General features: G+C 57.8%; 18 protein-coding genes and 2 pseudogenes. 6 read left to right on the top strand and 14 right to left on the bottom strand.

Features of this window, described 5'->3' with window-relative positions:
* Positions 1-32 precede the first annotated feature (32 nt).
* The 5 genes from Q8X48_RS06455 to sdhC form a co-directional block, all read right to left on the bottom strand.
* Positions 33-2,864, bottom strand: a complete 2,832-nt coding sequence (locus Q8X48_RS06455) for a 2-oxoglutarate dehydrogenase E1 component (RefSeq protein ID WP_095963892.1) — start codon at positions 2,862-2,864, stop codon at positions 33-35.
* A 253-nt stretch (positions 2,865-3,117) separates the two neighbouring features.
* The gene (locus tag Q8X48_RS06450) at positions 3,118-3,822 is read right to left on the bottom strand and encodes a succinate dehydrogenase iron-sulfur subunit (RefSeq protein ID WP_003223007.1); all 705 of its coding nucleotides are present in this window, start codon (positions 3,820-3,822) and stop codon (positions 3,118-3,120) included.
* An 11-nt stretch (positions 3,823-3,833) separates the two neighbouring features.
* Entirely contained in the window at positions 3,834-5,606 is a 1,773-nt protein-coding gene (gene sdhA / locus Q8X48_RS06445; protein ID WP_015096189.1) for a succinate dehydrogenase flavoprotein subunit, read from the bottom strand.
* Positions 5,607-5,609: 3 nt separating this feature from the next.
* On the bottom strand, positions 5,610-5,978 hold the full coding sequence (gene sdhD, locus Q8X48_RS06440) for a succinate dehydrogenase, hydrophobic membrane anchor protein (protein WP_007977503.1): 369 nt from the start codon (positions 5,976-5,978) through the stop codon (positions 5,610-5,612).
* The gene (sdhC, locus tag Q8X48_RS06435; protein ID WP_015096190.1) at positions 5,972-6,346 is read right to left on the bottom strand and encodes a succinate dehydrogenase, cytochrome b556 subunit; all 375 of its coding nucleotides are present in this window, start codon (positions 6,344-6,346) and stop codon (positions 5,972-5,974) included. The genes sdhD and sdhC overlap by 7 nt, the downstream gene beginning before the upstream one ends.
* A 363-nt stretch (positions 6,347-6,709) precedes the next feature.
* Between sdhC and gltA the strand changes: the two genes are divergently transcribed.
* Positions 6,710-7,999, top strand: a complete 1,290-nt coding sequence (gltA, locus tag Q8X48_RS06430; protein ID WP_007977501.1) for a citrate synthase — start codon at positions 6,710-6,712, stop codon at positions 7,997-7,999.
* 981 nt (positions 8,000-8,980) lie between these two features.
* Here the strand turns inward: gltA and Q8X48_RS06425 are convergent.
* Together Q8X48_RS06425 and Q8X48_RS06420 are read right to left on the bottom strand one after the other, a co-directional pair.
* Positions 8,981-10,639, bottom strand: coding sequence for a cation acetate symporter (locus Q8X48_RS06425; protein WP_407799467.1), 1,659 nt, complete (start codon positions 10,637-10,639; stop codon positions 8,981-8,983).
* A complete protein-coding gene (locus Q8X48_RS06420; protein ID WP_007971395.1) occupies positions 10,636-10,947 on the bottom strand; it encodes a DUF485 domain-containing protein in 312 nt (103 codons plus the stop codon). Before Q8X48_RS06420 ends, Q8X48_RS06425 begins: the two co-directional genes overlap by 4 nt.
* A gap of 93 nt (positions 10,948-11,040) precedes the next feature.
* Here Q8X48_RS06420 and Q8X48_RS06415 point away from each other — a divergent pair.
* Positions 11,041-11,157, top strand: a pseudogene (locus Q8X48_RS06415) (outer membrane lipoprotein carrier protein LolA); the annotation flags it as partial.
* A 74-nt stretch (positions 11,158-11,231) separates the two neighbouring features.
* On the opposite strand, the gene Q8X48_RS06410 reads toward Q8X48_RS06415, so the two are convergent.
* Positions 11,232-12,083, bottom strand: a complete 852-nt coding sequence (locus Q8X48_RS06410; protein WP_015096193.1) for a glycine betaine ABC transporter substrate-binding protein — start codon at positions 12,081-12,083, stop codon at positions 11,232-11,234.
* Positions 12,084-12,160: 77 nt separating this feature from the next.
* A complete protein-coding gene (locus Q8X48_RS06405) occupies positions 12,161-12,364 on the bottom strand; it encodes a hypothetical protein (RefSeq protein ID WP_407799466.1) in 204 nt (67 codons plus the stop codon).
* A 7-nt stretch (positions 12,365-12,371) separates the two neighbouring features.
* On the opposite strand from Q8X48_RS06405, the gene Q8X48_RS06400 reads away from it, so the two are divergent.
* Positions 12,372-13,967 carry a glycoside hydrolase family 17 protein gene (locus Q8X48_RS06400; RefSeq protein ID WP_407799464.1) on the top strand — a complete coding sequence of 532 codons (1,596 nt, stop codon included), beginning with the start codon at positions 12,372-12,374 and terminating at the stop codon, positions 13,965-13,967.
* Positions 13,968-14,093: 126 nt separating this feature from the next.
* Here the strand turns inward: Q8X48_RS06400 and Q8X48_RS06395 are convergent, their stop codons facing one another.
* Entirely contained in the window at positions 14,094-14,462 is a 369-nt protein-coding gene (locus Q8X48_RS06395) for a hypothetical protein (RefSeq protein ID WP_407799463.1), read from the bottom strand.
* Between the two features lie 225 nt (positions 14,463-14,687).
* Here Q8X48_RS06395 and Q8X48_RS06390 point away from each other — a divergent pair, with 225 nt between their 5' ends.
* Positions 14,688-15,986, top strand: a complete 1,299-nt coding sequence (locus Q8X48_RS06390; protein WP_407799462.1) for a serine/threonine protein kinase — start codon at positions 14,688-14,690, stop codon at positions 15,984-15,986.
* Positions 15,979-16,767: an MlaA family lipoprotein gene (locus Q8X48_RS06385; RefSeq protein WP_407799461.1), complete on the top strand. Its 789-nt coding sequence runs from the start codon at positions 15,979-15,981 to the stop codon at positions 16,765-16,767. Before Q8X48_RS06390 ends, Q8X48_RS06385 begins: the two co-directional genes overlap by 8 nt.
* A gap of 70 nt (positions 16,768-16,837) precedes the next feature.
* On the opposite strand, the gene Q8X48_RS06380 is transcribed toward Q8X48_RS06385, so the two are convergent.
* The gene (locus Q8X48_RS06380) at positions 16,838-17,710 is read right to left on the bottom strand and encodes a YncE family protein (protein ID WP_407799460.1); all 873 of its coding nucleotides are present in this window, start codon (positions 17,708-17,710) and stop codon (positions 16,838-16,840) included.
* 358 nt (positions 17,711-18,068) lie between these two features.
* Positions 18,069-18,983: a DUF808 domain-containing protein gene (locus tag Q8X48_RS06375; RefSeq protein WP_407799459.1), complete on the bottom strand. Its 915-nt coding sequence runs from the start codon at positions 18,981-18,983 to the stop codon at positions 18,069-18,071.
* 134 nt (positions 18,984-19,117) lie between these two features.
* On the opposite strand from Q8X48_RS06375, the gene Q8X48_RS06370 reads away from it, so the two are divergent.
* Positions 19,118-19,723, top strand: coding sequence for a TetR/AcrR family transcriptional regulator (locus tag Q8X48_RS06370; protein WP_126046714.1), 606 nt, complete (start codon positions 19,118-19,120; stop codon positions 19,721-19,723).
* Positions 19,724-19,851: 128 nt separating this feature from the next.
* On the opposite strand, the pseudogene Q8X48_RS06365 reads toward Q8X48_RS06370, so the two are convergent.
* Together Q8X48_RS06365 and Q8X48_RS06360 are read right to left on the bottom strand one after the other, a co-directional pair.
* A pseudogene (locus tag Q8X48_RS06365) lies at positions 19,852-20,311 on the bottom strand (REP-associated tyrosine transposase).
* A 211-nt stretch (positions 20,312-20,522) separates the two neighbouring features.
* The gene (locus Q8X48_RS06360; RefSeq protein ID WP_015096201.1) at positions 20,523-20,963 is read right to left on the bottom strand and encodes a GlcG/HbpS family heme-binding protein; all 441 of its coding nucleotides are present in this window, start codon (positions 20,961-20,963) and stop codon (positions 20,523-20,525) included.
* Positions 20,964-21,060 lie beyond the last annotated feature (97 nt).

Below are 21,060 nucleotides of genomic sequence, written 5' to 3'. Positions count from 1 at the left end.
TCCTTAAATTCGGTTTCAGGTGCGCGAAGGCGTTAAACAGTAAAGGCGTCTTGCAGCAGTTTTTCCTGCTGTTCGGCGTGCATCGATGCGTAACCGCATGCAGGTGCAGCAGAAGCCTCACGGCCCGCGTACTCGAGTACGAGAGACTTGTTGAGGTTGCTGATGCTGCGACGCATGTGGTGTTGGCTGCAGTACCACGCACCCTGGTTCATCGGCTCTTCCTGACACCAGACGGCATGCTTGGCGTTGGTATAAGGAGCCAGGACTTCTTTCAAGTCGTCCTCAGGGAATGGGTACAGCTGCTCGATACGCACGATGGCGATGTCGTCACGACCTTCGGCACGGCGTTTTTCCAGCAGGTCGTAGTAGACCTTGCCGCTACACAGAACAACGCGCTCGACCTTTTTCGGATCTTGGGCATCGATTTCCGGGATGACGGTCTGGAACGAACCTTCGGCCAGATCCTCCAGCGTCGAGATGGCCAGCTTGTGGCGCAGCAGCGACTTCGGAGTCAGGACTACCAATGGTTTGCGCAGCGGGCGAATCACCTGACGGCGCAGCAAGTGGTAGATCTGAGCCGGCGTCGTCGGCATGCACACCTGAATGTTGTGCTCGGCGCACAGCTGCAGGTAACGCTCCAGACGAGCCGAGGAGTGCTCCGGACCCTGACCTTCATAACCGTGCGGCAGCAGCATGGTCAGACCGCACAGACGGCCCCACTTGTGCTCGCCACTGGTGATGAACTGGTCGATTACGACCTGGGCGCCGTTGGCGAAGTCGCCGAACTGGGCTTCCCAGATAACCAGGGCATTGGGCGTGGTGGTCGAGTAACCGTACTCGAACGCCAATACCGCCTCTTCGGACAGGAACGAGTCGTACAGGTCAAAACGCGGCTGACCGTCGTACAGGTTCTGCAGCGGGATGTAGGTGCCCGCGTCTTTCTGGTTGTGCAGGACAGCGTGACGGTGCGAGAACGTACCGCGGCCGATGTCCTGGCCAGTCATGCGAATCGGGTGACCTTCGAACGCCAGGGTCGCGTACGCCATGGTTTCGGCGTAGCCCCAGTTGATCGGCAGGCCACCGGCTTGCATCTTCTGGCGGTCTTCGTAGATCTTGGCAACCTGGCGCTGAACCACGAAGCCTTCCGGGATTTCCAGCAGCTTGGCGGACAGTTCCTGCAAGGTCTTCAGATCGAAGCGAGTGTCGTGACGCGCGGTCCAGGTGTGACCCAGGTACGGACGCCAGTCCACGAACAGTTCCTTGTTCGGTTCTTTGACCAGGCTCTTCACAACGTGCAGACCGTTGTCCAGCGCGTTGCGGTATTCGTCGACTTTCGCCTGAACACGCTCTGCATCCAGCACACCGGCCTGAGTCAGGCGATCGGCATACAGCTCACGGGTGGTGCGCTGCTTGGTGATCTGCTGATACATCAGAGGCTGGGTGCCGCTTGGCTCGTCGGCCTCGTTGTGGCCGCGACGACGGTAGCAGACCAGGTCGATCACCACGTCACGCTTGAACTGCATGCGGTAGTCGATGGCCAGCTGGGTCACGAACAATACGGCTTCCGGATCATCACCATTCACATGGAGGATCGGCGCCTGGATCATTTTCGCAACGTCGGTCGCGTACTCGGTGGAACGCGAGTCCAGCGGGTTGCTGATGGTGAAACCGACCTGGTTGTTGATCACGATGTGCACGGTACCGCCGGTCTTGAAACCGCGGGTCTGCGACATCTGGAAGGTTTCCATGACCACGCCCTGACCTGCGAAAGCAGCGTCACCGTGGATGGAGATCGGCAGAACCTTCTCGCCGGTCGGGTCGTTGCGACGATCCTGACGGGCGCGAACCGAACCTTCGACCACCGGGGAAACGATTTCCAGGTGGGACGGGTTGAACGCCATCGCCAGGTGAACTTCACCGCCAGTGGTCATCACGTTGGACGAGAAGCCCTGGTGGTATTTCACGTCACCGGAACCGAGCTCGACCTTCTTCTTGCCTTCGAACTCGTCGAACAGCTCGCGCGGGTTCTTGCCGAAGGTATTGACCAGCACGTTCAGACGGCCACGGTGGGCCATGCCGATGACGATTTCCTTGGTGCCGTAGGAACCGGAACGCTGGATCAGCTCGTCGAGCATCGGAATCAGGCTTTCGCCGCCTTCCAGACCGAAACGCTTGGTACCCGGGTATTTGGTGCCCAGGTATTTTTCCAGGCCTTCACCGGCGGTCACGCGCTCAAGCAGGTGGCTCTTGATGTCAGCGGAGTACGTCGGACGGCCGCGCACGCTTTCCAGACGCTGCTGGAACCACTGGCGCTGCTCGGAATCGGTGATATGCGTGAACTCGGCGCCGATGGTGCGGCAATATGTCTGCTGCAACGCTTCGTGAATTTCGCGTAGGCTCGCTTCCTCTTTGCCGATGAACAGGTCGCCGGCACGGAAGGTCGTATCAAGATCGGCATTGGTCAAGCCGTAATGATTGATCGACAGGTCTGCAGGTGCAGGACGCTGCCACAGCCCCAGCGGGTCAAGCTGGGCTGCCTGGTGGCCACGCATACGGTAGGCCTGGATCAATCGCAGCACTTCAACTTGCTTCTTCTCGTGCTCACTGCTCACGCTGCCGGCGGAAACCGGTTGGGCGCGGCGCTGGTTCTTTGCCAGCAAGACGAAATGATCGCGAATTGTGGAGTGCGAAACATCGGTGGCAGAGTTGCCGTCAGCAGGCAACTTCTGGAAGTAGGTGCGCCACTCTTCTGGCACAGCGTTAGGGTCGTGCAGGTAGAGCTCATAAAGCTCTTCCACATAGGCAGCGTTACTACCGGATAGGTAGGCACTGTTCCACATGCGCTGCATCACGCTTTCTTGCATGCTTGGTCACCCTCGGTTAGGGGAACACCACCGGTGTCGACACCGAGCAAACTTGCAGAAGTCCGAATGCAGCGACCAAAACAAGCCACTAGGATCACACTGATAGTCCGGGTACCAGCCCGGATGCCCCTGCTTGTCTCATTTCTTCAAAATAAGAGCCGCAGCCTTTTAAGCTGCTGCTCAGGTTAAAACTACGGCGCCGGTTGAAGCCTGCGCCGCAGCATCTACGGGTACAGCGGGTACAGCAGCTGAATCACACGCCGCTCGAGAGCAACATGTTACGGATGTGACCGATGGCCTTAGTCGGGTTCAGGCCTTTCGGACATACGTTGACGCAGTTCATGATCCCGCGGCAGCGGAATACGCTGAACGGGTCATCCAGCGAAGCCAGACGCTCGGACGTCTTGGTATCACGGCTGTCTGCCAGGAAGCGGTACGCTTGCAGCAGGGCAGCCGGGCCCAGGAACTTGTCCGGGTTCCACCAGAAGGACGGGCAGGAAGTCGAGCAGCAAGCGCACAGGATGCACTCGTACAGACCGTCCAGCTTTTCACGCTCTTCAGGGGACTGCAGACGCTCGATGGCCGGAGCCGGCGTGTCGTTCTGCAGGTATGGCTTAACCTTCTCGTATTGCTTGTAGAAGATGCTCATATCGACGACCAGGTCACGGATAACCGGCAAACCTGGCAGAGGACGAACGATCAACTTGTTACCTTTTACGACGGCAGACAGCGGCGTGATGCACGCCAAGCCGTTTTTGCCGTTGATGTTCATGCCGTCGGAACCGCAAACACCTTCACGGCAAGAGCGACGATAGGAGAAACCTTCGTCCTGCTCTTTGATCAGGGCCAGCACGTCCAGCACCATCAGGTCTTTACCACCGGTATCGACCTGGAATTCCTGCATGAACGGCGCAGCGTCCTGATCAGGGTTGTAACGATATACACTGACTTGCAACATGGCGGTCACCCTTAATAAGTCCGGACTTTAGGTTCGAAAGTCGGAACAGTCTTCGGCGAGAAGTTCACGGCACGCTTGGTGACGCGCTTGTCACCCGGGAAGTACAGGGTGTGGCACAGCCAGTTTTCGTCGTCACGGTCTTCGAAGTCTTCACGGGCGTGAGCACCGCGGGACTCTTTACGCACTTCAGCAGCGATAGCGGTAGCTTCGGCCACTTCCAGCAGGTTTTGCAGTTCCAGCGCTTCGATACGGGCAGTGTTGAACGCCTGCGACTTGTCGTTGATCTTCACGTTGGCGATGCGCTTGCGCAGCTCAGCCAGCTGGGCAATACCTTTCTGCATGTATTCGCCGGTACGGAATACACCGAAGTAGTTCTGCATGCAGCTTTGCAGCTCGCGACGCAGGGTAGCCACGTCTTCGCCATCAGTACGGTTGTTCAGTGCGTTCAGGCGCGACAGGGCAGCTTCGATGTCGGCTTCGGTAGCGTCGTCGTATTCGATGCCGTCGGTCAGCGCCTTTTCCAGGTGCAGGCCGGCAGCACGGCCGAATACCACCAGGTCGAGCAGCGAGTTGCCGCCCAGACGGTTGGCACCGTGAACCGATACGCAAGCCACTTCGCCTACGGCAAACAGACCAGGAATGATCTGGTCGACGCCTTCGGCGTTCTGGGTGATCGCCTGGCCATGAATGTTGGTGGCAACGCCGCCCATCATGTAGTGGCAGGTCGGAACAACCGGAACCGGAGCAACCACCGGGTCAACGTGTGCGAAAGTCTTCGACAGTTCGCAGATGCCTGGCAGACGGCTGTGCAGCACTTCCTCGCCCAGGTGGTCGAGCTTGAGCATCACGTGGTCGCCATTCGGACCGCAACCGTTGCCGGCGATGATCTCTTTAACCATCGAACGGGCAACAACGTCACGACCGGCAAGGTCCTTGGCGTTCGGAGCATAACGCTCCATGAAACGCTCGCCATGCTTGTTGATCAGGTATCCACCTTCACCACGGCAGCCTTCTGTAACCAGTACACCGGCGCCGGCGATACCGGTCGGGTGGAACTGCCACATTTCAATGTCTTGTACCGGTACGCCGGCACGCAGCGCCATGCCAACGCCGTCACCGGTGTTGATCAGGGCGTTGGTGGTCGACGCGTAGATACGGCCTGCACCGCCGGTCGCCAGCACGGTGGCTTTTGCACGGATGTAGGTGGTTTCACCGGTTTCGATGCAGATCGCGATCACACCGACGAACTCGCCTTCGCCGTTCTTCACCAGATCGACAGCGTAGTACTCGTTCAGGAACGTGGTACCGGCTTTCAGGTTGCCCTGATAGAGGGTGTGCAACAGTGCGTGACCGGTACGGTCGGAGGCAGCGCAAGTACGCGCAGCCTGGCCGCCCTTGCCGTAGTCCTTGGACTGGCCACCGAACGGACGCTGATAGATACGGCCTTGTTCGGTACGCGAGAACGGCAGACCCATGTGGTCCAGCTCGAAAACGGCGGCCGGGCCTTCCTGACACATGTATTCGATAGCGTCCTGGTCACCGATGTAGTCGGAACCCTTGACGGTATCGTACATGTGCCAGCGCCAGTCATCGTTCGGATCCGCAGACGCGATCGCGCAGGTGATGCCGCCCTGGGCGGATACAGTGTGCGAACGGGTCGGGAACACCTTGGTGATCACGGCAGTCTTGTGACCACCTTGTGCCAGTTGCAGCGCTGCGCGCATGCCGGCACCGCCACCACCAATAATGATGGCGTCGAAAGAAATCGTTGGAATGTTAGCCATGAATCAGATACCCCAGAGAATCTGCACACCCCAGACGAAGTAAGCGAACATCGCAACGCCGCATACTGCCTGGAAAAGGAAACGTACTGCAGTCGCGGACTTGCCCAGCGCCATTGGCGTCAGGTAGTCGGTCGCGATGGTCCACATGCCGACCCAGGCGTGAGCGCCCAGGGCAACGAGGGCCAGCAGACTGAAGATACGCATCCCGTTGTGGGCGAACAGGCCGTGCCATTGGTCGTAGCCAATGCCCGGGTTCGCTGCGAGGTATCCGATCAGGAAGATGAAATAAGCCGCGAGAACGACCGCAGACACACGTTGCGCCATCCAGTCATAAAGACCGGAACGCGAAAGGTTCGTAACGCTGGTTACCATATCCAAACTCCTGCCAGAACGATCAACACCACGGAAACGGCGATGATAATTTTCGAGCCCAGGCGGCCGCCTTCCAGCGTCTCACCGATGCCCATATCCATGATCAAGTGGCGCACACCGGCTACCAGGTGATACAGAAGAGCGGACAGGAGGCCCCATGCTACGAACTTGGCCAGCGGGCTGGTCAAGCATGCCTTCACCTCGGCGAAACCTTCCTCGGAACCCAGGGATTTGCCCAATGCATAAAGCATGAAGCCAAGGCCCAGGAAGAGGATGATGCCGGAAACACGGTGAAGAAACGACGTAACGCCGGTGATGGGGAGTTTGATGGTCCTTAGGTCTAGGTTTACAGGTCGTTGGCTTTTCACGGCTTTTTTTTCACACTGAAGAGCCCCTAACAATCAGGGCAAAGTTGTTGGGGAGTGCACTGGTCAGGTAACCACCACCCAGGGATGCGACCCCCAATAAAGCAGGCCCAAAAGCCCCTGGCGGTCGGTGGCCGAGTATAGACAGTTAGGCTACTAATGACAACGCAAAGACCTAACCCAAACAGCTGATTGCGCAACTGACATAAAAGGCGTAAATGGCAGCCAATTTCGAGAAAAAAGTCCGGTTAAAGCCTTCTGGAGCAAGACTTTAGGCAAATTGACATTCGAATTTATCTCACTATAGTGGTGCGGGCCCTGCGTGGGGGGTCTGTCTGATGATTTCAAGCATAAATAGGAGGCCACATGGCTGACAAAAAAGCGCAGTTGATCATCGAGGGCGCAGCCCCCGTCGAGCTGCCCATTTTAACCGGCACCGTTGGTCCCGATGTTATCGATGTTCGGGGCCTGACGGCCACGGGCCGTTTCACTTTTGACCCAGGCTTCATGTCGACCGCCTCGTGCGAATCGAAGATCACCTATATCGACGGCGACAACGGCATCCTGTTGCACCGCGGCTACCCGATCGAACAGCTGGCTGAAAAGTCGGACTACCTGGAAACCTGCTATCTGCTGCTCAACGGCGAACTGCCGACCGCAGAACAGAAGGCCCAGTTCGTCAGCACCGTGAAAAACCACACCATGGTTCACGAGCAGTTGAAGACCTTCTTCAACGGCTTCCGTCGCGACGCCCACCCGATGGCCGTCATGTGTGGCGTAGTCGGCGCCCTCTCGGCCTTCTACCACGACTCCCTGGACATCAATAACCCGCAGCATCGCGAAATCTCCGCGATCCGCCTGGTTGCCAAGATGCCGACCCTGGCAGCGATGGTTTACAAGTACTCCATGGGCCAACCCATGATGTACCCGCGCAACGACCTGTCGTACGCGGAAAACTTCCTGCACATGATGTTCAACACCCCGTGCGAGATCAAACCGATCAGCCCGGTACTCGCCAAGGCCATGGACCGGATCTTCATCCTCCATGCCGACCACGAGCAGAACGCCTCGACGTCCACCGTGCGCCTGGCGGGCTCCTCGGGCGCCAACCCGTTCGCCTGTATCGCTGCCGGCATCGCTGCACTGTGGGGCCCTGCCCACGGCGGTGCAAACGAAGCCGTACTGACCATGCTCGATGAAATCGGCGATGTTTCGAACATCGACAAGTTCATCGCCAAGGCCAAGGACAAGAACGATCCGTTCAAACTGATGGGCTTCGGTCACCGCGTTTACAAAAACCGCGACCCGCGCGCCACCGTCATGAAGCAGACCTGCGACGAAGTATTGAAGGAACTGGGCATCCAGAACGATCCGCAACTCGAACTGGCCATGCGCCTGGAAGAGATCGCCCTGACCGACCCGTACTTCATCGAGCGCTCGCTGTACCCGAACGTCGACTTCTACTCGGGGATCATCCTCAAGGCGATCGGCATTCCAACCAGCATGTTCACCGTGATCTTCGCCCTGGCGCGGACCGTCGGCTGGATCTCCCACTGGAAGGAAATGCTCTCCAGCCCGTACAAGATCGGCCGTCCGCGCCAGCTGTACACCGGCTACGAGTCGCGTGACATCACCAAGCTGGAAGACCGCAAGTAAGATCTGTCTTGCTGTAGCGAGTTGAGTTGTACCGGGAACGGCCTCTATTTATATAGAGGCCGTTTTTGTTTGTGTTTGGCGGTTTTTTGATCGTGGGCATATCCGTTATTTAGGTAACGGCGGCTTATGGTTCCGCCCTTACGGCGGGTCACTTGGAAAAGCCTGTAGGAGCGAGCTTGCTCGCGATGGAGGTCAACGATGATGCGGAAAGCCTGGCACCCCGCGGTGCTCTCAGGTTTTTCGTCGGAACGCCGCCCGGAGCAACGTTGGTAGAAGCGCCGATGGAGGTCGTCACAGGTTGACGGACAGGCTCAGGGCGTGAGGGGGCGTGTACCGCAACAACGCCCGAGGCGGCCTTACCGGCCGGCCTGTTTGCTGGCTTGGATCCGCGAGATTTCGGCCGGCTGACAGGCCGCCATCGCGAGCAAGCTCGCTCCCACAGAAGAGCAAAGGCAGGTCGGCGTACATCTTCGCTCTTCACCACTCAACAGGCCGAGCGTTAGCTCGCCTGCAGCTCTTGATCTTGATCCACCCACCCCCTCGGAAGGCTGAGCGGAGGTGTTCATCCGGGGATGGGCGCGCAGCGCCATTCGACGCAGTCGAACTCATTGCATGTAGGCCGAAGCGAAGCCGACCGGAGGGCAATGCCCCCGGATGAATACCGCAGCGAAGGAATCCCGAGCCTCAGCGAGGGGCCGTACGTTCGGGGCGAGCGTTTTTTGCTTACTTTTTTAGGCGCTTGTAAAAAAGTGAGTCGCCGTAGGGGCGAAACCATAAGCCGCCGTTACCGCAGCAATGGATATGTACACGATCAGCGAAAGACAGGTCGGCTGGCAGGCCGCCTTCGCGAGCAAGCCCGCTCCCACAGTAAATCGGTACATCCGCAAAATTCAGTTCGATTAACGCACAATAAAAAAGTGCCCCGATCTCTCGACCGGAGCACTTCATAAAACATCGCCAGCTATATCAAAGCATCAAGACTTAGTGCGACACCGCCCCACTCGCCCCAAGACCAGTCTGCGAACGAACAAACTGCGGGAAGAACAGCGCCCGCTCATTGTCAGCTGCAGTCGACTTGTCAGTAACCGAGAAGAACCAGATCCCGACAAAGGCAATCAACATCGAGAACAACGCCGGGTACTCATACGGGAAGATAGCCTTCTCGTGATGCAGGATCTGCACCCAGATGGTCGGACCAAGGACCATCAGGCCCACTGCACTGATCAGGCCCATCCAGCCGCCGATCATCGCACCGCGAGTGGTCAGCTTTTTCCAGTACATGGAAAGCAGCAGTACCGGGAAGTTGCAACTCGCCGCGATGGAGAACGCCAGGCCCACCATGAACGCGATGTTCTGGCTTTCGAACAGAATGCCCAGAACGATGGCCAGCACAGCCAAGGCAACGGTGGTGATCTTCGAAATGCGAATCTCATCCTTCTCGTTGGCCTTGCCCTTCTTGATCACACTGGCATACAGGTCGTGGGACACCGCCGAAGCACCCGCCAGGGTCAGGCCGGCGACTACCGCCAGAATGGTCGCGAACGCCACGGCCGAGATGAAGCCCAGGAAGATGCTGCCACCGACCGCATTGGCCAGGTGCACCGCCGCCATGTTGTTACCGCCGAGCAACGCGCCGGCCGCGTCTTTGAAGGCCGGATTGGTGCTGACCAGCAGGATCGCGCCGAAACCGATGATGAAGGTCAGGATGTAGAAGTAGCCAATGAAGCCGGTTGCGTACAGCACACTCTTGCGAGCTTCCTTTGCATCACTCACGGTGAAGAAGCGCATCAGGATGTGCGGCAGACCCGCAGTACCGAACATCAATGCCAACCCGAGGGAGAACGCCGAGACCGGATCTTTCACCAGACCGCCCGGGCTCATGATCGCTTCACCTTTAGGGTGAACCTTGATCGCCTCGGAAAACAGCATGTTGAAGTCGAAGTTGACGTGCTTCATCACCATCAGCGCCATGAAGGAAGCGCCGGACAGCAGCAGAACAGCCTTGATGATTTGCACCCAGGTGGTCGCCAGCATGCCGCCGAACAACACATAAAGGCACATCAGCACGCCCACCAGAATCACCGCGACGTGGTAATCGAGGCCGAACAACAGCTGGATCAGCTTGCCGGCACCGACCATCTGGGCGATCAGGTAGAACGCTACCACCACCAGCGAACCGCAGGCGGACAGCGAACGGATCTGGGTTTGCCCGAGGCGGTAGGACGCCACGTCGGCAAAGGTGTACTTGCCCAGGTTACGCAGGCGCTCGGCGATCAGGAACAGAATGATCGGCCAGCCCACCAGGAAACCGATCGAATAGATCAGCCCGTCGTAGCCTGAAGCGAACACCAGCGCGGAAATACCCAGGAAGGAAGCGGCCGACATGTAGTCACCGGCAATCGCCAGACCGTTCTGGAAACCGGTGATCTTGCCGCCAGCGGCGTAGTAGTCGGCTGCCGAATTATTACGCTTGGAAGCCCAGTAGGTGATGCACAGGGTGGCACCGACGAAGGCGACAAACATTACGATTGCCGACACGTTAAGCGGTTGCTTCTGCACGGCACCGGTCAGGGCGTCAGCCGCCCAGGCGCCAGGCGCGAAAGCTGCGATGCTCAAAAGAGCCATTAGACGGCGGATCATTGCTGAGCCTCCTTGAGAATCGCATTGTTCAGGTCGTCAAATTCGCCATTGGCACGGCGTACGTAGATACCGGTCAGGACGAAGGCCGAGACAATCAGCCCGACGCCAATCGGTATGCCCCAGGTAATCGAGGACTCAGGGTTGATTTTCGCCCCCAGCACCTGCGGCCCATAGGCAATCAGAAGAATGAATCCGGAGTAAAGCCCTAGCATGATCGCCGAAAGAATCCAGGCGAATCGTTCCCTCTTGCTAACCAGCTCCTTGAAGCGCGGGCTGTTTTGAATCGAGAGGTAAATGCTGTCGTTCATTGTTTTTATCCTCGCAGCACAGATTGAGTTGGAACGGTATCCACTCTATGCGGCTGCGGGGCAGGTTCCAGACGACCTTAGTCTTAGAACCACATGACAGATTCGCCAATTGTAGGAGCGAGCTTGCTCGCGATGGAGGTCAACGATGATGTGGGGAGCCTGACACCCCGCGGTGCTCTCAGGTTCTTCGCGAGCAAGCTCGCTCCTACAGAAAAACAAAGGGCCGCTTGGCATGAGTTTGCCGAGCGACCCTGGAAGATGCTGACCTGACGCATCAGCTCAAATCACTTGGTCCAGTCAGCCACGCGCTCAGGGTGCTTGGCGATCCAGTCCTTCGCCGCGGCTTCAGGTTTGGCACCATCCTGAATAGCCAGCATCACCTGGCCGATTTCATCCTTGGATTCCCACTGGAAGTTCTTCAGGAACTTGGCCACTTCCGGTGCCTTGGCCTCAAGCCCTTTGCTGCCGATGCTGTTCACGGTTTCTGCCGCGCCATACACGCCTTTCGGATCTTCGAGGAAGCGCAGTTTCCACTTGGCGAACATCCAGTGCGGTACCCAGCCGGTGACGGCGATGGATTCGTTTTTCTTCTCGGCACGGGTCAGCTCGGCAATCATGCCGGCGCCGGAACTGGCCTTGAGTTGATAACCGGTCAGGTCGTAGTCCTTGATTGCCTGGTCGGTCTTGAGCATCACGCCTGAACCGGCGTCGATGCCGACGATGCGATTCTTGAAGGTGTCGTCGGTTTTCAGGTCCTCGATTGACTTGGCTTTGACGTACTCCGGCACGATCAATCCGATTTTTGCGTCCTTGAAGTTCGGGCCGTAATCGACGACCTGATCCTTGTTCTTCGTCCAGTATTCGCCGTGGGTCACCGGCAGCCAGGCCGACAGCATGGCGTCGAGTTTGCCGGTCGCCACGCCCTGCCACATGATCCCGGTGGCAACGGCTTGCAACTTCACGTCATAACCGAGTTTCTGCCTGATCACTTCAGCGGCCACGTTGGTCGTGGCAACGCTGTCCGACCAGCCGTCAACGTAACCGATCGTCACTTCCTTTCCGGCGGCACTGGCCACGGTAGAGCTGATCGCCAGCACCAAAGCGGCACCTGCGCCCAAGAGTCGTCGCATCTTCATCGTTACTTCCCCGAAAGTGCTGCGCTCGACGGATGCCGAGTCGCTTAAACGTATAGTTATGGTGCACAGCGCCCCCATCACGCCTCACAGCAAACTCGTCCCGACATCAGCGGAGTACTGACGCCTTCGATGATCAACCTGACGCTCATCGCGACCTGCTCTGCCAGCGACCTCAAGGCATCGAGAAACGACATCAGAAAGCCATTAATCCTGACCACGGAAAACGCGCCTGCCAAACCGCCCGAACTTTGCATGTCAAAATCATGCAGGCCACCAAGCATGCGGTAAATGCAGGTAACATGCGCCGCTTTGCTCCCACACGGCCTGACCATGTCCGCGACATACCGCTTCCCTCTTGCTGCTTATCTATTCGCTTGCCTGCTCGGGCTGTTCGCCCTTGGCGGCTTCTGGTACGGCCTCGGCAAACCGGTGGTCCTGCCGGACGCTGCCAGCGCCACGCACAAGCTGCAATGCGCGTCCTATACGCCGTTCGACAAGGATCAGTCACCGTTCGACCAACCGTTCAAGCTGCGCCCCGAACGCATGGACGCCGACCTCGCGTTGCTGGCGACCCGTTTCGAGTGCATCCGCACCTACTCCATGACCGGCCTTGAAGCCCTGCCGGACCTTGCACGCAAGCACGGTCTGAAGTTGATGATCGGCGCCTGGGTCAACAGCAACCCGGTAGACACGGAAAAAGAAGTCGACCTGCTGATCACTTCTGCCAACGCCAACCAGGATGTGGTGAGCGCAGTGATCGTCGGCAACGAAACCCTGCTGCGCAAGGAAGTCACCGGTGCGCAACTGGTGAAGCTGATCAACAAGGTCAAGAGCCAGGTCAAACAGCCCGTCACCTATGCCGACGTCTGGGAGTTCTGGCTCAAGCACCCTGAAATTGCCCCTGCCGTGGACTTCCTGACCATCCATTTGCTGCCGTACTGGGAGGACGATCCATCGAACATCGACGCCGCCCTGCAACATGTGGCCGAAGTGCGTCAGGTGTTCGGCAACAAATTCGCGCCCAAGGACGTACTGATCGGCGAAACCGGCTGGCCGAGCGAAGGCCGCCAGCGCGAAACCGCCCTGCCGAGCCGGGTCAATGAAGCCAAATTCATTCGTGGTTTTGTCACCATGGCCGAGCAGCAGGGCTGGCATTACAACCTGATCGAAGCCTTCGACCAGCCATGGAAGCGCGCCAGTGAAGGCGCGGTTGGCGGCTACTGGGGACTGTTCGATGCCGATCGCCAGGACAAGGGCATACTGGCCGGGCCAGTGACAAACGTCCCGTACTGGTCGCAATGGCTGGCGGTGGGCGGCCTGATCTTTATCGGTACCCTGCTGCTTGGCGGCCGGGTTCGCACAACGCGAGCGGCGCTGGTGCTGCCACTGCTCGGCGCATTGGCCGCTTGCTCGATTGGCGCCTGGGGCGACCTGGCACGCGTCACCACTCGCTTCACCAGTGAATGGCTGTGGGTCGGGTTGCTGACCGTGCTGAATCTGCTGGTGCTGGCCCACGCTGCACTGGCGCTGAGTCCACGTGACGGGTGGCGCGGGCAGGCTTTCGATTTACTGGAGCGCCGTGCTGGCTGGCTGGTTGCAACGGCAGGTTTCGCGGCGGCCGTGATGATGCTGGAGCTGGCTTTCGATCCGCGTTATCGCAGCTTCCCGAGTGTCGCGTTCATTGTGCCGGCGATGGTGTATCTGTGCCGTCCGGTGAGCGTGCCGCGCCGGGAAATCGCCCTGTTGACCTTCATCATTGGCGCCGGCATCGCGCCGCAACTGTTTCGTGAAGGTTTACTGAACCAGCAGGCCTGGGGCTGGGCGCTGGTGAGTGTGTTGATGGTAACGGCGTTGTGGCGCTGCTTGCGGGTTCGCACAGCTTGATGTTGCATTGACCCGACTGGCCTCATCGCGAGCAAGCTCGCTCCCACAATTGATCTTTATCGCACACGGACTTTGTGTTCACTGAAGATCTACTGTGGGAGCGAGCTTGCTCGCGATAGCGAACTATCAGGCGCTGCGCGAAGCCCTGACCAACCGCAACCCCGCAATCACCACCGCAAACACCGCCAGCGTGGTGTTGTACAACGCCAGCGCCGGGAAACCGAACACCAGCGCCAGTACCGCCAGCCACCAGCCTGCCCGCCCCTGCACGATAAAGCCGATGATCGCCGTGCCCAGCGCAGCCCAGCCCAGAACTCCGAAGTGAATCATCAGACCCAGGTTCGAACGCACCTGGCATTCCCAGCGGCTCGCCTCATCCACGCAAATGCCGACCCACTGCGCATCCTCCATGAAGCCATAACGCGCGCCATAACTGGCGGCCAGCCAAACAGGCAACAAAACAAGCAGCAGGATCACGGGCAGGTGGCGGGACATGAAACACTCCAATTGGCGAAAAACGGCGGCCAGCTTAATCGCCCTTAAGCGTTTCGCAAGCGATAACAACTGTTAACTGGGCATTCAATCGCTGCAAAGTGTATCGTCCAGCTACTATAACTTCGAAATCAGGCCTGTTTGGTGCCGAGGCTTGGCACTTTGGCGTATATCCGGTGGTCATAGCCTGCGAATTTCATTTGACACCTTCTTCTAAGGGATTTAGTCATGCTCCGTTCCTTGCGCTTCGCCGCCCTGTTTGGCGGCCTTATATTGAGTGCGTCCGCACTGGCAGTCGACATTGACGCCGCCGGTTATGGCTACCCCCTGACCAACCCGTTCGAGGCGACCATCGCGACCACGCCGCCGGACCTGCGTCCGGAGCTCCCCCTGGACGATGACATCGATCAGGAAGTGCGCAGCGTCACCTTGCGTCCGGAACGGGCGTTCGAATTGCCGGACAATTTCTGGGCGGTCAAGAAACTCGACTACCGCATTGCCACGCAGGATCACGCCGCGCCGCTGATTTTCCTGATCGCCGGCACCGGTGCGCGCTATGACAGTACCCTGAACGAATACCTGAAGAAGCTCTATTACAAAGCCGGCTACCATGTGGTGCAGTTGTCATCGCCCACCAGCTATGACTTCATGAGCGCCGCCTCGCGCTTCGCCACGCCGGGTGTATCCAAGGAAGATGCCGAAGATCTGTACCGGGTGATGCAGGCCGTGCGGGCACAGAACCCGAACGTACCGGTCACCGACTACTACCTGACCGGGTACAGCCTGGGGGCACTGGATGCCGCCTTCGTCGCACACCTGGACGAAACCCGCCGCAGCTTCAACTTCAAGAAAGTGCTGCTGCTCAACCCGCCGGTCAACCTCTACACCTCGATCACCAACCTCGACAAGCTGGTCCAGACCGAGGTCAAGGGCATCAACAACAGCACCACGTTCTATGAACTGGTACTGAACAAACTGACCCGCTACTTCCAGCAGAAGGGCTACATCGACCTCAACGATGCCCTGCTCTACGACTTCCAACAGTCCAAACAGCACCTGACCAACGAACAGATGGCCATGCTGATCGGCACCTCGTTTCGCTTTTCGGCAGCGGACATCGCCTTCACTTCGGACCTGGTCAACCGTCGCGGCCTGATCACCCCGCCCAAGTTCCCGATCACCGAAGGCACCAGCCTCACGCCGTTCCTCAAGCGTGCGTTGCAATGCGACTTCGACTGCTACATCACCGAACAAGTCATCCCTATGTGGCGCGCCCGCACCGATGGCGGCAGCCTGCTGCAACTGATTGACCAGGTCAGCCTGTATGCGCTGAAGGACTATCTGCACGAAAGCCCGAAAATCGCCGTCATGCACAACGCCGACGACGTGATCCTCGGTCCAGGCGACCTGGGCTTCCTGCGCAAGACCTTCGGTGATCGCCTGACCGTTTACCCGTACGGGGGCCACTGCGGCAACATTAACTACCGCGTCAACAGCGACGCCATGCTGGAGTTCTTCCGTGGCTAAATTTCTCCTGCTTTTCGCAGCGTTACTCTGTGCAGGCGTCGCCCATGCAGACAACAGCAAAGCCAACGCCCCCGTAGTCGTCGACAGTGACGGCTTCAAGGAACCATTGAGCAAACTCAAATTCAACCCGGGCCTGGATCAGCGCGAGTTCGAGCGTTCGACGCTCGGTGCACTGGCCGTCTACGATCCGCTGGAAGAATGGAACCGTCGCGTCTATCACTTCAACTACCGCTTTGACCAATGGGTGTTCCTGCCGGTGGTCAATGGTTACCGCTACGTCACCCCGAGTTTCCTGCGCACCGGCGTCAGCAACTTCTTCAACAACCTCGGCGACGTGCCGAACCTGTTGAACAGCCTGCTGCAACTCAAGGGCCAGCGCTCACTGGAAACCACCGGGCGACTGCTGCTCAACACCACCATCGGCATCGCCGGGCTGTGGGACCCGGCCACCGCCATGGGCCTGCCGCGCCAGAGCGAAGACTTCGGCCAGACCCTGGGCTTCTATGGTGTTCCGGGCGGCGCTTACTTCGTCCTGCCGATCCTCGGTCCGTCGAACCTGCGTGATACCGGCGGCCTGCTGGTGGATTACACGGCCGAGAATGCGATCAACTTCCTCAACGTAGCCGAGGTCAGCTCCAACCATCCGGAAGTCTTGATCCTGCGCGGCATCGACAAGCGCAACCAGACCAGCTTCCGCTATGGCCAGCTGAACTCACCGTTCGAGTACGACAAAGTGCGTTACGTGTATACCGAAGCGCGCAAGTTGCAGATCGCCGAGTAACTCATCGGCAACAAAAAAGGCCATTCGATGTGAATCGAATGGCCTTTTTTATTTCACGGCAACGCTATACTCAAGACATTTTAAATACCTTTAAAACAATGCCGTTGGTAACATAAACTTGAGTACCATCGAGTGTAACAACTACATTCTTTGGATTTCCACCAATCGAAACGTCTTCGATTTTTTTGACCTCACCATCCACGTCATATACAGCCAATTTTGCGCCCACATGCGAAATGACAAACGCCATTGAGCCTGACGGAGTCAATGCAACGCCTTGAACAAAGTCATCTCCAGGGATTGAGCCAAGAGAACCACCAGTTTCGAGATTGAGTATCTCTACAGTTTTTCTCCTGACTTGCCCCACAAATGCACGTTCTCTTCTCGGATCAATCTCTACCAGATGGCCGCCTTCAATCGCTTTTTCAAACTTCTTGTCCCAGCTCTTAACATCAAAAACGATAAATTTTTCAAGCGCAACCAGACAAAGAAGATTGCCTGAATTTAATGCCGAGCTGTTTTTAAGCCCCGGATACGCGAAACTCCTGACAATCTCAGACCGGGCAAAATCAAGTTCATCGACGCCCCTGGATGAGACAGCGTATGCACAACGTTCAACGTTACCAGCTACTATTTTTGTCCATATAGTATCAGCCCAAGGAATACGCTTGGTCTCACGCCAGTCGGAAGTAGAAAACTCCACGATAGAGTCGCGATCAAGAACGACATAGAGAAACATGCCATTGCGACTAAACTCCACTCCGGTGGGTTGTTTGGGAAACGAAACAGCCTTCAATATTTTACCCGAACAGGTGTCAATAATTGAGATTTTCGACGAACTGGACTGGCAGACAACAGCGAATCCACCACTGGGACTGATAGCAAATGCACCCGCATCAGGAAGAGGAATTTCAGATAAAAATTGCAATTTAGTCGTCGACATAACGATTACCTTCAGAAGAGCCAAGTTTAACGATCACAGCCACACTTGATCATCATATTCTCTCTCCCTGCAAGTCACGCACTGTCAGAAATACCAGTTAAGACCAACTGTCCTGGTTCATTTCAAAATATGATTTGTTCGACTCATGATGAAGCGTAAATCGCGCGTCGCCGAGGACCATTGGCAACAACATTCGATTCAGATCGCATGGCCTTTTTTTATGCGCACTACTTCAAACACTACAACTCAACTGCGTGCGAGCCTGTTCGCGAAAGGGGGTGCATCAGTCAACATTAATGTTAAATGCTGCGGCCTCTTCGCGAGCAGGCTCGCTCCTACATTTAAAGAGCGCCCGACCTCAGCTTCTAATCGCCTTGAAGATCTTGCTGATAACCATTACCCCCGCCAACACCACCGCACCCGCCACAATCCCCGCCACGCCATTGAGCAATACCGGCACGATAAATCCGCCGCCACCCGCCGCCGCACCGACACTTTCGATCCAGTGATGCACCACCGGCACACCGTGCGTGAGAATCCCGCCGCCCACCAGGAACATCGCCGCGGTGCCGATCACCGACAGGCTCTTCATCATGTAAGGTGCCGCACGCAGAATCCCGCCGCCGATGCTTTTCGCCATCTGCCCGGGTTTCTGGGTCAACCACAGGCCAAGGTCGTCGAGCTTGACGATACCCGCCACCAATCCGTACACGCCGACCGTCATGACAATGGCAATGCCCGAAAGCACGATGATCTGTTGGGTCAACGGAGCACCGGCCACGGTGCCGAGGGTGATGGCGATGATTTCCGCCGAAAGAATGAAGTCGGTGCGGATCGCGCCTTTGATCTTGTCCTTCTCGAACGCCACCAGGTCAGTGGCAGGATCGGCCACCGCCTCGACCAGCTGCGCATGCTCGACGGCGTCTTCAGCCTTGCTGTGCAGGAACTTGTGGGCGAGTTTTTCAAAGCCTTCGAAGCACAGATAAGCCCCGCCGACCATCAACAACGGCGTGACCAGCCACGGAATGAACGCACTGATCGCCAATGCCGACGGCACCAGGATCAATTTATTGATGAATGAACCCTTGGCGACCGCCCAGACCACCGGGATTTCCCGCTCGGCCCGCACACCACTGACTTGCTGGGCATTGAGTGCCAGGTCGTCACCGAGTACGCCGGCCGTTTTCTTGGCGGCCATTTGGGTCATTACCGACACGTCGTCCAGCACGGCCGCGATATCGTCGATCAGCAACAGCAAACTGCTTCCTGCCATGAATCGGGTTTCCTTCTGCAATGAATGCGCAGCAGCATAGCGCGACACAAGAGCCTACGGTGCATTCTTGAGCGCCGCGCGAGGCCGGTGATACCATGCGCAACCGCCAGAACAGGCAAGGAATCACCGGGTTTATGAGCACTATCCGCGAGCGCAACAAACAATTGATCCTGCGTGCCGCCAGTGAGGAGTTCGCCGACAAAGGCTTCGCTGCGACCAAAACCAGCGACATCGCAGCCAAGGCGGGATTGCCCAAGCCCAACGTCTACTACTACTTCAAATCCAAGGAAAACCTCTACCGCGAGGTCCTGGAAAGCATCATCGAACCGATCCTGCAGGCTTCGACACCGTTCAATCCGGACGGCGAACCCGGTGAAGTGCTCAGCGGCTACATTCGCTCGAAAATCCGCATCTCCCGCGACCTGCCTTTCGCCTCCAAGGTGTTCGCCAGCGAAATCATGCACGGCGCGCCCCACCTGAGCAGCGATCTGGTCGACCAGCTCAATGGCCAGGCCAAACACAACATCGAGTGCATCCAGACCTGGATCGACCGCGGACAAATCGCCCCCATCGACCCCAACCACCTGATGTTCAGCATCTGGGCCGCCACCCAGACCTACGCCGACTTCGACTGGCAGATCACCGCCATCACCGGCAAGGCCAGGCTGGATGAAGAAGATTACGAAGCGGCGGCGCAGACGATTATCCGGTTGGTGTTGAAGGGGTGTGAGCCGGGCTGAACGACCGCGGTGTGGCCATCACTGGCAAGCCAGCTCCCACAGGTTTCTGTGTTGAATTCAAAATCCGTGAACGACACAAATCTCTGTGGGAGCTGGCTTGCCAGCGATGAAGGCAACTCGATGCTGACTCAAACCCAGATAGCATCCCACAGCGGATAGTCGCCAAGTTTTTCAACAAGTCCGGCCCGCAGTGGATTTGCCACGACATACCGGGCCAACTTCACCAAGTCCTCCTCCCGCCTCAACGCCCGGTCGTGATAACCCTGCTGCCAAAGCGGCCCGCTTCTACTACTCGAAAGATTCACCTCCCTCGTAATCAGGGATTTGGTCTGGCGCATCAGCTTTCTTAGCGAGCAGTTTTCCAATTCGACCAGCCAATGAAAATGGTCGGGCATGACGACCCAAGCCAATGTTTTTTGCCAATCCGCCATCTTGTGCCCGGCGAAATTGATGAACCACCAATCTGCCCAAAGCGAAGTCGGCAAAAATCGGCTCGCGATCCAGAGTGTTGGTGGTCAGCAAATAGATTCGATTGGGTTCGGCATAGCGACCCGTGCGCAGGCGATGTGAAGCAGGTGAGTCGGACATTCCTTTGCCACTCCCAAGATGAAGTCATGAGAAGGCTAGCCCTGGAAATACTGGAGGGTAATGCAGACTTTTAGCTGGATGTGTCCCGTCGATAGCCATCGCGGGCAAGCCCGCTCCCACAGGGTCTGATGGTGCACATAAAATATGTGAGCACCTTCGATCATTGCAGGAGCGAGCCTGCTCGCGATGGCATTAGCTCAAACGCAGAAGATCAAGCCGCCACCCCCGCATCCGCCACCAACCCCAACGCCTCGATGGCATTGATCGCGCACTGCTCGTCAACATCCGACAGATCGCCGCTGATCCCCACCGCCCCCAGCACGTTCCCGTCCTGATCCCGCACCAGCACACCACCCGGTGCCGGCACGACGCTGCCCTGCCCCAGGCTGTTCAACGCGGCGATAAACGCCGGGCGTTGCTGGGCGTCCAGCGCCAGCAGGCGTGAGCCCTTGCCCAGGGCGATGGCGCCCCAGGCTTTGCCGATGGCGACGTGCGGGCGCAGCAGGCTGGCGCCGTCTTCGCGTTGCAGGGTGATCAGATGCCCGCCGGCATCCAGTACCGCGATGGTCAAGGGTGCCGCGGCGATTGCTCGCCCGGCGGTGATGGCCTCGTTGACCAGGTTGACTGCGACTTTCAAGGTTAAAGCGCTCATGGTGCCGTCCTCATTTTGTTATAGGGAAAGTCGTGGAGCTGCGCGTTTGTGCCGCAGCCCGATGCAACAAATAGAACACAATGAATTATTTTTTTGT

Source organism: Pseudomonas sp. QLc11A, assembly GCF_052112305.1.
GTDB lineage: Bacteria > Pseudomonadota > Gammaproteobacteria > Pseudomonadales > Pseudomonadaceae > Aquipseudomonas > Aquipseudomonas laurylsulfatiphila.
The sequence above is the reverse complement of the archived record's forward strand: the minus strand, read 5'-3'. Positions and strand labels throughout refer to the sequence as shown.

What these genes read in the sequence shown, in the direction of transcription:
- Q8X48_RS06360 (WP_015096201.1), bottom strand. Translation starts at nt 20,963, where the DNA reads ATGAGCGCTTTAACCTTGAAAGTCGCAGTCAACCTGGTCAACGAGGCC.
- Q8X48_RS06455 (WP_095963892.1), bottom strand. Translation starts at nt 2,864, where the DNA reads ATGCAAGAAAGCGTGATGCAGCGCATGTGGAACAGTGCCTACCTATCC.
- Q8X48_RS06405 (WP_407799466.1), bottom strand. Translation starts at nt 12,364, where the DNA reads ATGCTTGGTGGCCTGCATGATTTTGACATGCAAAGTTCGGGCGGTTTG.
- Q8X48_RS06370 (WP_126046714.1), top strand. Translation starts at nt 19,118, where the DNA reads ATGAGCACTATCCGCGAGCGCAACAAACAATTGATCCTGCGTGCCGCC.
- sdhD (WP_007977503.1), bottom strand. Translation starts at nt 5,978, where the DNA reads ATGGTAACCAGCGTTACGAACCTTTCGCGTTCCGGTCTTTATGACTGG.
- Q8X48_RS06380 (WP_407799460.1), bottom strand. Translation starts at nt 17,710, where the DNA reads ATGTCGACGACTAAATTGCAATTTTTATCTGAAATTCCTCTTCCTGAT.
- gltA (WP_007977501.1), top strand. Translation starts at nt 6,710, where the DNA reads ATGGCTGACAAAAAAGCGCAGTTGATCATCGAGGGCGCAGCCCCCGTC.
- Q8X48_RS06400 (WP_407799464.1), top strand. Translation starts at nt 12,372, where the DNA reads ATGCAGGTAACATGCGCCGCTTTGCTCCCACACGGCCTGACCATGTCC.
- Q8X48_RS06420 (WP_007971395.1), bottom strand. Translation starts at nt 10,947, where the DNA reads ATGAACGACAGCATTTACCTCTCGATTCAAAACAGCCCGCGCTTCAAG.
- Q8X48_RS06410 (WP_015096193.1), bottom strand. Translation starts at nt 12,083, where the DNA reads ATGAAGATGCGACGACTCTTGGGCGCAGGTGCCGCTTTGGTGCTGGCG.
- Q8X48_RS06375 (WP_407799459.1), bottom strand. Translation starts at nt 18,983, where the DNA reads ATGGCAGGAAGCAGTTTGCTGTTGCTGATCGACGATATCGCGGCCGTG.
- Q8X48_RS06395 (WP_407799463.1), bottom strand. Translation starts at nt 14,462, where the DNA reads ATGTCCCGCCACCTGCCCGTGATCCTGCTGCTTGTTTTGTTGCCTGTT.
- Q8X48_RS06390 (WP_407799462.1), top strand. Translation starts at nt 14,688, where the DNA reads ATGCTCCGTTCCTTGCGCTTCGCCGCCCTGTTTGGCGGCCTTATATTG.
- Q8X48_RS06425 (WP_407799467.1), bottom strand. Translation starts at nt 10,639, where the DNA reads ATGATCCGCCGTCTAATGGCTCTTTTGAGCATCGCAGCTTTCGCGCCT.
- Q8X48_RS06450 (WP_003223007.1), bottom strand. Translation starts at nt 3,822, where the DNA reads ATGTTGCAAGTCAGTGTATATCGTTACAACCCTGATCAGGACGCTGCG.
- sdhA (WP_015096189.1), bottom strand. Translation starts at nt 5,606, where the DNA reads ATGGCTAACATTCCAACGATTTCTTTCGACGCCATCATTATTGGTGGT.